The organism is Magnetospira sp. QH-2 (genome assembly GCF_000968135.1).
GTDB lineage: Bacteria > Pseudomonadota > Alphaproteobacteria > Rhodospirillales > Magnetospiraceae > Magnetospira.
The window spans coordinates 965,646-978,531 of the sequence record NZ_FO538765.1; the positions used below are offsets into that span (position 1 = coordinate 965,646).

Genomic DNA, 12,886 nt, shown 5'->3' on the forward strand with positions numbered 1-12,886 from the left:
TTGAGTCGTCGCCCGCAAAGAACCCTGCTCGAACGCATGCATCGGCTGGCCCGGTTTCGCTTGGTCGTGCCCCTGCAGCGCAGCCCGCATCCGCCGGAATACACCGCCCGGGCCGCGGCCATCGGATTGGCCGTTGCCTTCACCCCGACCGTGGGCATTCAATTGGTGGCGATTTTTGCCTTTTGGGCTCTGTTACGATGGCACCCCAAGACCGATTTTTCCTTGGTGGTGGCATTGGCCTGGGTCTGGGTGACCAACGTTTTTACCATGCTGCCCATCTATTACGGCTTCTATGTGACCGGGCAATTCATGCTCGGTCGCTGGGACGACCTTTCCGGCTATCAGGGGTTCGTTGACGTATTTAACGGCGCGGTAAAGATGGACATGGACATGCTTGACATGGTCTGGGCGCTGATCACATTGGCCGCCAAGGAACAAGGGCTGGCCATGTTTGTCGGCTCGATTCCCTGGGCCATTGGCACCGCCTGGCTGGGATATGTCTGGTCAATCAAGTATCTACGCGCCCGGCAATCGGCCCGGCTGCGCCGGTTCAAGGAAACAGCCCCACTGGAGACCCCGCCGGAGGCCTCCGAAGAGACCGGAAAAGGCGCATGATCCTTGCATTCGTGCGGCGGCAAAGGAACAATGGCGCGACCCGAATTGAATAGACCAGCCCAACGAGAGCCCCATCCATGTATATGCTAGAACTATCCGAGGAAACGCTGAACGATGTTTGCGCCACGACAGATGTGGAGCCGGAGCCCGAGCGGCTGTTGCAGCGTATCAATGAGCGTCTGGAAGGCGATCTCAAAGCCCATCATATGCTCAGCGAAGAAGATTGGTACCGGGTCGGCGGCGTGGTGGACAAGGACGGCGTGCGGATCTCCGACGATCTGATGGACTGGGTGGAGAAAGAATCCGAAGACAACATTGAGCGTCTGATCGAAAAACACCACAGCTCGGGCTATCAGGCCACGGCACTGATCGGGCGCACTCACTATTTCGCCATCCCGGTCGGCACAAAACCCATGGATTTCTATCAGATCGAGATCGATGAAGTGGAAGAGGTCATCGAACGACCGTTGTTCCAAGATGATTTTCTGCCCGACAGCCTGGAAGAAGTCATTGATCCCATGGATGCGCCTCATTTTGAACCGCATCCCTACGGGGCGCCCCGTTATCAGCCCTCTCGGCTGATCAATATGCTGCACCGGATCTGGGATCTGACCAACGATTACACCGGCGATCCCGGCTTCCGGCGGTTCATTGAGGAATGGGGCATGTCCAGTGCCGCCAAGAACTCGTGCTTTTGTAACCATTGGGTGCTCAAGGAGCGGCCCTATCTATCGGAAAATGGTGATCACATCACCGAGGTCAAGGTTCTGACCCCGCTGGAGCCGCTGATCTACGGCCTCCGTGGATCGCAGGTGGAACCCGGGTCGGAATTGCAGGCCACGGTCCAGCAAATCAATGAAAAATCGGGCTATGCCATGACCTGGTACTATATGATGGTGACCCAAAATTTCCTGCCCTACGGAACGGTCAACGCCATTTATGAAACCCTGTTGGCGGGTGAACCGGGCTATGGCGAGGCCAGCAAGAGGGATCTGCGGATCCTGGAAAACTGGCTCGACGACCCCTATCACACCTGAGCCCGACTGCTTGAGGCTTCTATGACCGACGTTCCTTATCCATTGGAGTCCGCGACACCCCTGGTGGAAGGGACCGCGGTGGTGCTGGCGGTCTCTGCTGAGGCCGTGTGGCTGCGCGCCGAGACCAAGTCGGCCTGTGGCGGTTGCTCTTCCTCCAAGTCTTGCGGTGTGTCGGCGCTGTCCAAGTTCATCGGCCTGAAGGAGGTCAAATTCCGCCTCGACAACAGCTTCGATGCCACGCCGGGCGAGAGGGTGGTGGTCGGCGTGACCCAGTCGGCATTGCTACGGGCCTCCTTGGTCGCTTATATGGTGCCGGTGTTGGGGATGATCATCGCCGCCGTGGCCGCCAGCGGGGCCGGGCTGCCGGAATGGGGCACCGTGGCCGCTGCCGGGGTGGGGTTGACCGCCGGGTTCGGTCTCGCTCAGATCATCGGACGGCGCCCCGGTGCCCTGGAAAGCCTGCATCCGGTCTATCTGCGCCGGGTGAAGGACTTGGCGCGGATCGGCGAGAGCTGCCAGTTGGATCCGGCTCCTTGACGAGTTTACGAATTCCGTTGCTGCTGCTGTTGCTGCTGCTCGGCCTGACGGGTTGCGAGAAGACGCCAGGTATCCATAAGGAAACCCTCTACGTCTTTGGAACATTGGTGGAAATCAGCCTCTACGACGTGGCGCCGGAAAAGGCCGCGGCGGTCGTCGGAGAATTGAACCAAACGTTCCGGAAAATGCATGAGGATTGGCACGCCTGGAAGCCAGGCGCCTTGACGGAGCTCAACAGCGCCATCGCCCGAGGGGAGACGGTGGAGACCCTGCCTTCCATCATTGCCTTGATCGAACGCAGCCGGGAACTGTCCCAATTAAGCGGCGGCCTGTTCAATCCGGCCATCGGGCACTTGGTGGGGCTGTGGGGATTTCATCAAGATGACCTGCCCAAGGGCAGCCTGCCTGATTTCGACCGCATCAAGGAACGGGTGGCGGCCAACCCAACCATGGATGACCTGATCCTGGATGGTACCCAAGTAGCAAGCCGGAACCCATTGGTGAAACTTGATTTTGGTGCCTTTGCCAAAGGCGTGGCGCTGGACGAGGCGGTGAGAATTCTCAAAAGCCGGGGAATTACCAATGCCATTGTCAACGCGGGCGGGGATCTCAACGTGATCGGGCGACCCGGCGACCGGGCTTGGAAAGTGGGCATCCGTCATCCAGTGGATTGGGGGGTCATTGCGTCGGTGGATCTGGCCGACGGAGAGGTTCTCTATACATCCGGCAACTACGAACGGTTCCGCGAGCACGAGGGGATCCGCTATGCCCATATCATTGATCCGCGCACGGGCATGCCGGTGACCCATATTGTCTCGGCCTCGGTGCTGCATAGGGACGGCGGCCTGGCCGATGCGGCAGCGACGGCTTTGTCGGTCGCCGGGCCGCCGGGCTGGGAAAAAGTGGCCGAGGCCATGGGGTTGGATCATGTGCTGTTGGTGGATGACAACGGCACGGTTTACGCCACGCCGGCGATGATCAAGCGGGTCACGTTCGAGCCCGGAGAGGCCAAACGAATGGTGGTTTCGGGTCAGCCCTGAATTTGCCTTTTGCGACCAAAGTTATTATATTGCCGCCGCTGGCATTGCCTACGGGCAGCGAATGCCGCCAAACCCCCAGTAAAAAAGCGGATTTTCGACGCTGGTCAGAGGGGGTTGCGATTGCTATGTAACAGACCGATGATCCTCCGGAGGCCTCCGCGATGGCGGCGGCACAGGTGACGAAAGCATGCAAGACGTACTGTTGCTCCTATTGGGCACGGCGCTGGTCAACAATGTGGTGCTGGTGAAGTTCCTGGGCTTGTGCCCCTTCATGGGCGTGTCCAACAAGGTGGACACGGCGCTGGGCATGGGTTTTGCCACCACTTTCGTGCTTACCCTGTCGGCCACGGCCAGCTGGCTTTTGGAACACTATGTCCTGGGGCCACTGGATATCGGTTTTTTGCGTATTTTGACCTTCATTCTGGTCATTGCCGCCGTGGTGCAGTTTACCGAAATGGCGGTGCGCAAGCTGTCTCCGGCGCTGTATCAGGTCTTGGGGATCTTTTTGCCGCTGATTACCACCAATTGCGCGGTGCTGGGCGTGGCCCTGCTGAACCTGCAAGAGCAGCATACCTTCGTGGAAAGCATGCTCTATGGCTTTGGGTCCGCGGCGGGCTTTACCCTAGTGATGGTGATGTTTGCCGGGCTGCGCGAGCGATTGGCTCTGGCCGATGTGCCCGCTGCCTTTGCCGGGGCACCTATCGGTTTTGTCGTGGCGGGACTGTTGTCCCTGGCCTTCATGGGTTTTTCAGGACTAGTCGTTCAATAACGGCGCGAGGGAAGAGAAAACGTATATGATCGAGGCTATTGCCAGTTTGACCGTGTTGGGCATCGTCCTGGGGACCTTATTGGGATTGGCCGCGCGCTATCTCAAGACAGAGGGCAACCCCCTGGCCGAGGAAATCGAGGAAATGATGCCCGGCACCCAATGCGGGCAGTGTGGCTTTCCCGGCTGCGCCCCGGCGGCAGAGGCCTTGGCGGTGGGCGAGGCCGAGGTCACCCTGTGCCCGCCCGGCGGTCGTGCTCTGGCCTCGGATCTGGCCGATAAACTGGGGGTGGATATCAATCTTTCCGACATGGCGGAAAAGGAACTGACCATCGCCTATGTCAACGAGGACGAATGCATCGGCTGTGCCCGCTGCTTCCAGGTCTGTCACGTGGATGCCCTGGTTGGTGCGCCGAAGCAGATGTATACGGTTATCTCGGCGATTTGCGATGGCTGTGACAAATGCGCCGAGGTCTGCCCCACCGACTGCATCGACATGAACCCGGTGGCGCCGACGGTCAACACATGGTACTGGCCCAAACCCAAGCCGGACCTGACGGACATGGCGGCCTGATCCATGAAACTTTTTTCCATTCGCGGCGGCGTGAATCCCGAAGGACGCAAGTCCATGTCGTCGGAAAAACCGATCCGCGATCTGCCCCTGCCCGATCTTTTGCAGGTGCCCTTGCAACAGCATGTGGGTACCCCGGCGGCCCCGCTGGTGGAGGCAGGCGACTTGGTGCTCAAGGGCCAGTTGCTGGCGGCAGGCGACGGGGTGGTTTCCGCCGCCGTGCATGCTCCCACATCGGGCGAGATCGTCGGCATTGGCATGTTCCCGGCCCCGCATCCTTCCGGATTGCCGGTCCATACGGTGACCCTCAAGCCCGATGGCAAGGACCAGTGGGGGGATCTGCCCGCGCCCATGGCCGACCCCTTTGCCTGTACGCCGGAAGAGATTGCCGAGCGGGTGGCCCAAAGCGGCATCGTCGGGCTGGGCGGCGGGGTGTTTCCCTCGGCCATCAAGCTTAATCTGCGTGAACAATATGATCCGCATACCCTGGTCCTCAACGGGGCCGAATGCGAGCCCTATCTGACCTGTGATGACCGGCTGATGCGCGAGTATGCCGCCGAGGTCATCGATGGGGCGCGGATCATGGCCCATGCCTTGGGCGCCAAGAGTATCCTGATCGGTATCGAGACCAATAAGCCCGCGGCCCTGGCGGCCATGCGGGTGGCGGCGACCCCGTTCTCAGAAATCCGGGTGGCCGGACTGCCGGTACGCTATCCCATGGGGTCGGAAAAGCATCTGGTGCAGGCCTTGACCGGCGTGGAAACACCCTCGGGGCAGTTGACCGCCGTCGTCGGCTACGTCGTCCACAATTCCGCCACCGCCTTTGCCGTGTCGGAAGCCGTACGCCACGGACGCCCGTTGATCAATCGCATCGTCACCGTCAGCGGCGGGGCCATACAGGCTCCGGCCAATCTGCGGGTACCCTTGGGCGTTTCGGTGAACCATATTCTGAAAGACTGCGGCGGGTTGAAGGATAAGCCCGAGCAACTGCTCTCTGGCGGGCCGATGATGGGCCAGCCTTTGACCTCGTTGGATGTTCCGGCGGTCAAGGGTATGAATGCCATTCTCGCCCTGACCCGCAAGGAAGCCCGGCAGAAAACCACCATGCCCTGTATCCGTTGTGGCGACTGCGTGGATATCTGCCCCTGCGGTCTGGTGCCCTTGGATTTGGCGGCGGAAATCAAGCGCGATGATATCCCAGCGGCTCTGCGCCATGGGTTGGCCGAGTGCATGTCCTGTGGCTCATGTTCTTATGTCTGTCCGTCACACATCCCGTTGGTGCAATACTTCAATCACGCCAAGGGCAAGGCCAAGGTTTTGGCCACCGAGGAAAAACGCATCGAGGGATCCAAGGATCTGGCGGCGCGGCGAAATGCCCGTCTGGAACGGGAACTGGCGGCCAAAAAAGCCAAGATGGCGGCCCGCAAAGCCGAAGCGGCCAAGAAAGCCGAGGCCGCGCGCAAGGCCAAGGAAGCCGAGGAGACTGCGAATCCGACTTCTCCCGCCGGCGAACCTGTTGCGGTGGAGACCGCCGCCCCATGACTGCTCAGACCGATCTGGCCGCCGCGCCTTATGCCCATCACGGGCGCAGCATTCCGCGCATCATGATGCTGGTGGTGGTGGCACTGTTGCCCGCCACGGTCTACGGCCTCTATCAGTTCGGTTGGCCCGCCATCAATCTGTTCGTCATCACCATCGCCTCGGCCATCCTGTGCGAAATTGCCTGTCTGGCCCTGGCCCGGCGGCCCATCATTCCGTTTTTGACCGATGGATCGGCATTGCTCACCGGCTGGCTGCTGGCCATGACCCTGCCGCCCTGGGCCCCTTGGTGGATTGGTGTGCTGGGCGGGATCACCGCGATCGGCCTGGGCAAGCAGATCTTTGGCGGTGTCGGCCAAAATCCTTTCAATCCGGCCATGGTCGCTCGGGTCGCCCTTCTCATTTCGTTTCCGCTGGAGATGACCTTTTTCGTCGGCCCGCATCCCTTCGGCACCGCCCAGGCGCCGCTGTTCATGGAGGGACTGGCAATCACTTTCGGCAATGGCCTGGACATGGATGCGGTGAGCGCGGCTTCGGCCTTGGGTCATGTGAAGACGGAATTGGGGCGCGGGCTGGCGCTCAATGAGATTGTCTTCGGCACCGTCAATTGGTGGTCGTTGGGGTTGGGGCCGGTACCCGGCAGCCTGGGCGAGACCTCGGCATTGTTGATCTTTCTTGGCGGCCTGTTGCTGTTGGCCAAGGGGGTGATTTCCTGGCACATCCCGCTGGCCATGCTGGCTACCGTGGGGGGGATGGCCGGGCTGTTCCATCTGATCGACCCGACCCAATATGCGGGCCCGGCCTTTCATCTGTTGGCGGGCGGCACCATGCTGGGCGCCTTTTTCATCGCCACCGACATGGTCACCTCGCCGGTTACCCACCGAGGGCAGTTGATCTTCGGCGCCGGGTGCGGGCTGTTGGTTTTCGTTATTCGCACCTGGGCGGGATATCCCGAAGGGGTCGCCTTTGCCGTGTTGGTGATGAATGCCGCCACACCGCTGATCGATCGCTGGGTGCGGCCCAGGATTTTCGGCACCACCCGGCGCGGCAAACCCTTGGAAATGGGAGGGCGGCGATGAGCAATTCGGGGCCCGGCACCTGGGAAAAGCTCAAGGGCAGCCTGCCTTTCCAGGGCGGCATGCTGGGCCTGTTCGCCATGGGCGCGGCGGCTCTGTTGGCCGGGGGTAACCTGGGTACCCGCGAGGCCATCGCCCTGCGTCAGGCGGAAGACCTAAAAGCGTCGCTGGAGCAGGTGTTGCCGCCTGACCTGCATGATAACGATCTGTTGGCCTCTACCCTGACATTGGCTTCCGACGATGGGGTCGTGACTGTCTATCGCGGTACCAGGAATGGCGCGGTCACGGCCTTGGCCTATGAGCGATCGCAGCCGGGCTATGCCGGGATCATTCACCTCATCATGGGGGTGGACCGAGACGGGCGCATCCTCGGCGTGCGGGTGCTGAATCACAAGGAAACGCCCGGTCTGGGCGACAAGATCGAGATCGCCAAGGACTCCTGGATTCGCTCTTTTAACGGCCTCACCATTTCCGATCCGCAAGAAAGTGACTGGAGAGTCAAAAAAGATGGCGGGCGCTTTGATCAGTTCAGCGGCGCCACGGTTACGCCCCGGGCGGTGGTGGCGGCGGTGCGCGGCGGATTGCGTTGGTTCGAGGTTCATCGCGGCGCCTTGTTGAAGGAGGCCGGATCATGAGTCGACAGGCCTATGGTGCTCTGGCCCGCGACGGGCTTTGGAACAACAACGTGGTCTTTGCCCAGATGTTGGCGCTCTGTCCGCTGCTGGCGGTCACCGGCACGGCCACCAATGGCCTGGGCATGGGATTGGCCAGCACGGCGGTGCTGGTGCTGTCGGGACTCAGTGTGTCACTGCTGCGCGGCGCCATCGCCCATGACATCCGCATTCCCGCCTTCGTGCTGATCATCGCCAGCATCGTCACCTTGGTGGATATGGCCATGAATGCCTGGGTGCATGAACTGTACAAGGTGCTGGGACTGTTCATCCCGTTGATTGTCACCAATTGTGCCATCCTGGGGCGGGCCGAGGCCTATGCCTCTCGGGAAAACGCCGGACGGGCCATGTTCGACGGTCTGATGATGGGGCTGGGATTCACCGCCGCGCTGGTGGTTCTCGGGGCGGTGCGAGAGGTGCTGGGAAGCGGTACTTTGTTTGCCAATGCCGCCTTGCTCCTCGGCCCGGCCTTCGAGGGTCTGGAAATCACCATCATCCCCGATTACAAAGGCGTTCTATTATTCGTTCTGCCGCCGGGTGCGTTTATTGTTCTGGGCTTCCTGATGGCTGGAAAACGGTTGATCGACGGGCGATTGGCCCGCCGGGCGCAGGCGAAAGAGGCAGCGAACGGCGCCACGGCGGAAGGCTGAATATACATGACCGACAAGACGATCCGGGTAGGGGTGACCTATGCGACGCCGCAACGGCAGTCGTGGCTTGAGCTGACCCTGCCCGAGGGCAGCACGGTTGATCAGGCCATCCGGGCCTCGGGCATTCTTGAAGAATTTCCGGAAATTGACCTGAACACCCAAAAAGTCGGCACCTTCGGCAAGATCGCCAAGCTGGATACGGTGCTGGAAGACGAGACCCGAGTGGAGATCTATCGCCCCATCACCGCCGACCCCAAACAGGCCAAACGCAAGAAGGTGGCGCGGGAGACCGCCACCGAGGAAGACTCCTGAGCCACGGTCAGTTCGTCAAGGCCTCGGCTTTGAGACCGGCAATATAATGGGTGATGAAGTCCTCGGCCAATCCGGTCATGGTGTCCGACGGATCAAGCTTGCCGCCAATGCCCAGCGCACAGACGCCATAAACCCCGGTCCATAGAACGCGCGCGGCCCGCTGCTGCTCCATACGCTGGGCGGGGCTGAACAGGGGCGCCAGACCCTGCTCGACGAGACCCAAAAGGCGCGCCACCTTTTCTTCAAGGAAAGCAGGTCTCAACGTCTGATCCGGTGGCCGATGCTCGATGACGATGCTCCACAGGGCGGCATTGACGACGATGAAATCGATATACCGACGGGCCAGACCGATCACGACGGTTTCCGGCGGTCCTTGCCGATCGCAATCGGCCAAGGCCTGATAAAGACCATCAAGGGTGTCCGAGTTCAAATGCATGATGATGTCATCTAAATCCTTGAAATGGTTGTACAGCGTGCCTGCCGAATAGCCCATGCTCTTGGCAATGCCGCGCGAGGTGATGCCACGCAGGCCTTCCTTCAAAGCTAACCTGCGGGCCGTGGACACGATCAGGTCGCGGAGCTCTTCGGGGCTGTGATCGGATCGGCGAGCCATGATTTCCCTGCCTTTGAAAATGCGAAAATGAACGATGTTCAAAATATATTGACCAACGTTCATTATCAAGGTAATTTAATTGAACACCGATCAATAAATCGAATCCAAGGGGATAGCTCATGCAATGGTTAGTGGATCTTGATCGCGCGACGGCCGATGGCACGCTTTCGATGGCTGGCGCCGACCACCTGAAGCAAAAGGCGCGCGAAGCAATGATCGCCCATGCCATCAATCTGGCCTTGTTCGCCGGTGTCTTGATGGTTATTGGCGGCACCATCGCTTTCATCCCGGACCGATGGGCGCTCACCATGCTGGGGGGCTTTCTGACTCTGTCCGCGGCGTTTCTGTTGCTCACCGCCGGGCCGATGTTTCGGCTGGTGGCCAATGCGACCGGCTTTATCGGTGCGGCGCTGGCTGTTGGTGCCCTGACGTTCATCAATTTCGAAGGCGTCGATAGCCGGATTGTCGCAGGGCTGGCCATCGGCTTGCCCGCAATCCTGGCCGGGGTGGCCATGCGACGGTTCGCGCCCCGAGCTCTATCGGGTTTAGGCGGATGGCTCATCCTGCTCGGTGCCTTGGTTCATGTGCTTGGTATCTTGACCACCGAAAGCCAGTTGGGTCTGGGGTGGCTGGCGCTGCATTATGCTGGGCTGGTGGCCCTTGTTTGCGGCATGATGCTCAATGTCCGGTTTGTAACCGCCATCGCCTTGGTGCCTCTGGCCATGGCCCTATCCTCGCGAACATTCTATTCCCACGCCAGCTATGGGGTCGCCATCTATGAATCCACACTGACCATCATTCAAATGGGTCTGTTCGCTGCCATGGGATATCTGGCCGCCAAGCGATATCCCGAGCAGATCGCGGATCACGCCCGATTGATCGCCAATCTATCGTTGATCTGGGCGAACGTGGCCTTTTGGATCGGGTCCTTGTGGGGTGATGTGGTCGGATATCATTTGTGGGGGCCGCGCTGGGAATTCGTGACGGAGGGCATGGAGTTGGGCACGGATAAAAGTGAATACTGGCAGGCGGCTGTCGATGTCTTCGAGGCTTCGGCAATCACCATTCCCGCCGATGCCTTTACCGTGGTCTGGGCCATTGGCATCCTCGCGGTGGGAATCTGGGGGGCGATGAGCGCCAAACGGGGCGTGTTCAACATCGCGGTGACCTTTGGGTCGATCCACTTTTATACGCAGTATTTCGAGCGGCTTGAATCCTCGCCGGAATCATTCATGATCGCAGGTATCATCGCCATCGGAGCGGCTTGGGCATTGTGGTCTTTCAATCGCCAACCATCCGGGCAAGCCGAGGTCTAAGCCGTGCAAGAATCCAACAAGCCAGCGCCGGGTCCTGCGCCCAAGTCGGCAATCAGCGGCATCACTTGGCCCGCGATGCCCAGTGCGACCGATGCCTTGGTCCTGGCCTTACACCAGCAGTTATCCGAAAGCCAATGGCTGTCCCCTGAGCAGGTTCTGGCAAAACAACTGAGCCAAGCCGAAGTCCTTCTCGCCCATGCCGCCCAGGTCGTGCCCTTTTACCGGGACCGGCTCGCGGTATTGAAGGGGATCAAGCGGGGAACGATGAACATGGAGCATTGGCGGCGCATCCCTATCTTGAAGCGCTCGGATATCCAAGAACACCGGGCCGCGCTTGTGGCCAAGAAGCTGCCGGTGGGGCATGGAAAAACGCTGGAAGTTCGCACGTCCGGATCCACCGGGCGCCCCATCTCGGTACTGACTACTTTGGTGACCCGGACGGTCTTCGCGGCTCTCAATTTGCGCTATCACGTATGGCATGGCCGGGATTTCGAAAAGAAATCAGCCCGTATTACCCGGGGCAAAACCGCCAAGCAGGTACCCCCTACGGCCTCTTGGGTGCCGGGCTATCCTTCGGGTCCGCCGCTGTCGTTCAATGTGATGAACCCGGTTCCAGAACAGCTTGATTGGTTGATCAAGGAGCAACCCGGCTATCTGCTGACCTATCCATCCAATCTCACGGCCTTGCTGCGCCATAGCGAGGAAAGAGGGGCGCGTGTTCCCGGTCTTCTGGCCGTTGCCACCATGGGCGAAGTGTTGGAGCCGGAAACGCGGGATCTGTGCCGCCGGGTCTGGGACACCCCCTTGGCCGATGCCTATAGCAGCCAGGAACTGGGCATGATTGCCCTGCAATGTCCCGATCATGATTCCTATCATGTGCAGTCGGAAAACATCTTGTTGGAAGTGCTCGACGACGATGACGTGCCCTGTCCGCCGGGGCAGGTCGGGCGTTTGGTGCTGACCGATTTGCATAACTTCGCCCTGCCGCTCATTCGCTATGATATCGGTGATTACGGGGTCTTGGGGGAAGCCTGCTCTTGCGGGCGCGGGCTGCCGGTGCTCAGGCGGGTCATCGGGCGAACCCGCAACATGGTTCAACTGCCGTCCGGCGATAGGCTTTGGCCCAGCATTCCGTCCAAGGTATTGACCGATATCGCCCCAATTCGGCAGTTCCAACTGGTCCAGCAAAAAATGGACGAAATCGAGGTGCGACTGGTCGTACCAGAACCCCTGGCTGAGGCAACGGAAGAGAAAGTCCGGGCCTGCCTGCGCGATCTTCTCGGCTATGCCTTCAAGCTGCCAATCACCTACCTCGACGAGATTCCGCGCGCCGCCAATGGCAAGTACGAGGATTTCCGATCCGAGCTGTGAGGCTCACACCTTGTCTGCCCGGATAAAGGCCAACTGCCATCCCATTTCCCAGCCCGCATCTGTTTCGTGCAGTCCCAGGTAGTCGTTCAGTCCGGTCCAGATCGTTTCATCCGTGGCTTCGCCGAGTCGGAACAGACCGCGACAGAAATCGATGCCCGTTTGCCGGTCCGGATAGACCCAACGGAAATCCCTGATTTCCCAATGGGTCACCCTGAGGCCCGCGCTTTCGATTTCCGCCACATCCAAATCTTCCCGGAAAAAACGCGCCACATGGCCTTCGGGGCTGTGTCGGTCAACGAATTCCGATAGGAAATGGTCGGCGTTGGTTCCTTCCGCCACATCGCCAATGATTAACCGCCCGCCACTTCGGAACATCCGATTGCATTCCTTATAAAACAACGGCCGCCCGGGATAGACGTGATGGAGCGCGGCCAGGCAAAGCACCATATCCACGCTGCCGTCGGCGAAATTGAGTTTCTGCCAGGTACCGGCTGTCACATCGAGTCCCGCCGCCTCGTACTCGGGCGTATGTTCGACGGCATGGTAGATCGCTGTCGGCGCCAGCGCATGCAGGTAGGGCGCGATGTAGGCCCCGGCGCTGGGGAAATCGACCAGGACCTCACCCTCCTTGGGGGCCGCCAAAGCGACCGGGTATTGCAACTCGAAGCGCCGGGCGTCGGGACACAGAGTCATGGCCTGGTGATAGGTCCCGGCACTGCGCCGGCGGCTCTTGAGAATTGTCTCGTCGGTCATGAGGGCCTCCCCGCTTTCT

At 60.3% G+C, this 12,886-nt stretch carries 15 protein-coding genes; 13 read left to right on the plus strand and 2 right to left on the minus strand.

The window, feature by feature from the left end; translation table 11 throughout:
* The 11 genes from MGMAQ_RS19295 (at position 1) to MGMAQ_RS04670 (ending at position 8,814) form a co-directional block, all read left to right on the plus strand.
* A complete protein-coding gene (locus MGMAQ_RS19295; protein ID WP_148560847.1) occupies positions 1 to 615 on the plus strand; it encodes a DUF2062 domain-containing protein in 615 nt (204 codons plus the stop codon).
* A 77-nt stretch (positions 616 to 692) separates the two neighbouring features.
* Complete coding sequence (locus tag MGMAQ_RS19300; protein WP_052716121.1) at positions 693 to 1,652, plus strand: hypothetical protein; 960 nt, start codon at positions 693 to 695, stop codon at positions 1,650 to 1,652.
* A gap of 21 nt (positions 1,653 to 1,673) precedes the next feature.
* Positions 1,674 to 2,189, plus strand: coding sequence for a SoxR reducing system RseC family protein (locus MGMAQ_RS04630; protein WP_046020621.1), 516 nt, complete (start codon positions 1,674 to 1,676; stop codon positions 2,187 to 2,189).
* Positions 2,186 to 3,229, plus strand: coding sequence for an FAD:protein FMN transferase (locus MGMAQ_RS04635; RefSeq protein WP_158498776.1), 1,044 nt, complete (start codon positions 2,186 to 2,188; stop codon positions 3,227 to 3,229). The genes MGMAQ_RS04630 and MGMAQ_RS04635 overlap by 4 nt, the downstream gene beginning before the upstream one ends.
* A gap of 187 nt (positions 3,230 to 3,416) precedes the next feature.
* On the plus strand, positions 3,417 to 3,998 hold the full coding sequence (gene rsxA / locus MGMAQ_RS04640) for an electron transport complex subunit RsxA (RefSeq protein ID WP_046020622.1): 582 nt from the start codon (positions 3,417 to 3,419) through the stop codon (positions 3,996 to 3,998).
* Positions 3,999 to 4,023: 25 nt separating this feature from the next.
* Positions 4,024 to 4,569, plus strand: coding sequence for an electron transport complex subunit RsxB (gene rsxB, locus MGMAQ_RS04645; RefSeq protein ID WP_046020623.1), 546 nt, complete (start codon positions 4,024 to 4,026; stop codon positions 4,567 to 4,569).
* Between the two features lie 3 nt (positions 4,570 to 4,572).
* Positions 4,573 to 6,108 (plus strand): electron transport complex subunit RsxC, encoded by a 1,536-nt coding sequence (gene rsxC / locus MGMAQ_RS04650; protein WP_046020624.1) that lies wholly within the window; start codon positions 4,573 to 4,575, stop codon positions 6,106 to 6,108.
* Complete coding sequence (locus MGMAQ_RS04655; RefSeq protein WP_046020625.1) at positions 6,105 to 7,184, plus strand: RnfABCDGE type electron transport complex subunit D; 1,080 nt, start codon at positions 6,105 to 6,107, stop codon at positions 7,182 to 7,184. The genes rsxC and MGMAQ_RS04655 overlap by 4 nt, the downstream gene beginning before the upstream one ends.
* Positions 7,181 to 7,816: an electron transport complex subunit RsxG gene (rsxG, locus tag MGMAQ_RS04660; protein ID WP_046020626.1), complete on the plus strand. Its 636-nt coding sequence runs from the start codon at positions 7,181 to 7,183 to the stop codon at positions 7,814 to 7,816. Before MGMAQ_RS04655 ends, rsxG begins: the two co-directional genes overlap by 4 nt.
* The gene (locus MGMAQ_RS04665) at positions 7,813 to 8,502 is read left to right on the plus strand and encodes an electron transport complex subunit E (RefSeq protein ID WP_046020627.1); all 690 of its coding nucleotides are present in this window, start codon (positions 7,813 to 7,815) and stop codon (positions 8,500 to 8,502) included. The genes rsxG and MGMAQ_RS04665 overlap by 4 nt, the downstream gene beginning before the upstream one ends.
* A gap of 6 nt (positions 8,503 to 8,508) precedes the next feature.
* Positions 8,509 to 8,814 carry an RnfH family protein gene (locus MGMAQ_RS04670; protein WP_252508676.1) on the plus strand — a complete coding sequence of 102 codons (306 nt, stop codon included), beginning with the start codon at positions 8,509 to 8,511 and terminating at the stop codon, positions 8,812 to 8,814.
* A gap of 7 nt (positions 8,815 to 8,821) precedes the next feature.
* On the opposite strand, the gene MGMAQ_RS04675 is transcribed toward MGMAQ_RS04670, so the two are convergent.
* Positions 8,822 to 9,427: a TetR/AcrR family transcriptional regulator gene (locus MGMAQ_RS04675; RefSeq protein ID WP_158498777.1), complete on the minus strand. Its 606-nt coding sequence runs from the start codon at positions 9,425 to 9,427 to the stop codon at positions 8,822 to 8,824.
* A 119-nt stretch (positions 9,428 to 9,546) separates the two neighbouring features.
* Between MGMAQ_RS04675 and MGMAQ_RS04680 the strand changes: the two genes are divergently transcribed.
* Both MGMAQ_RS04680 and MGMAQ_RS04685 read left to right on the plus strand, forming a co-directional pair.
* Positions 9,547 to 10,743 (plus strand): hypothetical protein, encoded by a 1,197-nt coding sequence (locus tag MGMAQ_RS04680; RefSeq protein ID WP_046020629.1) that lies wholly within the window; start codon positions 9,547 to 9,549, stop codon positions 10,741 to 10,743.
* A 75-nt stretch (positions 10,744 to 10,818) separates the two neighbouring features.
* On the plus strand, positions 10,819 to 12,114 hold the full coding sequence (locus tag MGMAQ_RS04685; protein ID WP_158498778.1) for a phenylacetate--CoA ligase family protein: 1,296 nt from the start codon (positions 10,819 to 10,821) through the stop codon (positions 12,112 to 12,114).
* A gap of 3 nt (positions 12,115 to 12,117) precedes the next feature.
* Here the strand turns inward: MGMAQ_RS04685 and MGMAQ_RS04690 are convergent, their stop codons facing one another.
* On the minus strand, positions 12,118 to 12,867 hold the full coding sequence (locus MGMAQ_RS04690) for a class I SAM-dependent methyltransferase (RefSeq protein WP_046020630.1): 750 nt from the start codon (positions 12,865 to 12,867) through the stop codon (positions 12,118 to 12,120).
* Positions 12,868 to 12,886 lie beyond the last annotated feature (19 nt).

Coding starts and splice junctions, on each gene's coding strand:
- MGMAQ_RS19300 (WP_052716121.1), top strand. CDS start 693: ATGTATATGCTAGAACTATCCGAGGAAACGCTGAACGATGTTTGCGCC.
- MGMAQ_RS04630 (WP_046020621.1), top strand. CDS start 1,674: ATGACCGACGTTCCTTATCCATTGGAGTCCGCGACACCCCTGGTGGAA.
- rsxA (WP_046020622.1), top strand. CDS start 3,417: ATGCAAGACGTACTGTTGCTCCTATTGGGCACGGCGCTGGTCAACAAT.
- rsxB (WP_046020623.1), top strand. CDS start 4,024: ATGATCGAGGCTATTGCCAGTTTGACCGTGTTGGGCATCGTCCTGGGG.
- rsxC (WP_046020624.1), top strand. CDS start 4,573: ATGAAACTTTTTTCCATTCGCGGCGGCGTGAATCCCGAAGGACGCAAG.
- MGMAQ_RS04655 (WP_046020625.1), top strand. CDS start 6,105: ATGACTGCTCAGACCGATCTGGCCGCCGCGCCTTATGCCCATCACGGG.
- rsxG (WP_046020626.1), top strand. CDS start 7,181: ATGAGCAATTCGGGGCCCGGCACCTGGGAAAAGCTCAAGGGCAGCCTG.
- MGMAQ_RS04665 (WP_046020627.1), top strand. CDS start 7,813: ATGAGTCGACAGGCCTATGGTGCTCTGGCCCGCGACGGGCTTTGGAAC.
- MGMAQ_RS04670 (WP_252508676.1), top strand. CDS start 8,509: ATGACCGACAAGACGATCCGGGTAGGGGTGACCTATGCGACGCCGCAA.
- MGMAQ_RS04675 (WP_158498777.1), bottom strand. CDS start 9,427: ATGGCTCGCCGATCCGATCACAGCCCCGAAGAGCTCCGCGACCTGATC.
- MGMAQ_RS04680 (WP_046020629.1), top strand. CDS start 9,547: ATGCAATGGTTAGTGGATCTTGATCGCGCGACGGCCGATGGCACGCTT.
- MGMAQ_RS04685 (WP_158498778.1), top strand. CDS start 10,819: ATGCCCAGTGCGACCGATGCCTTGGTCCTGGCCTTACACCAGCAGTTA.
- MGMAQ_RS04690 (WP_046020630.1), bottom strand. CDS start 12,867: ATGACCGACGAGACAATTCTCAAGAGCCGCCGGCGCAGTGCCGGGACC.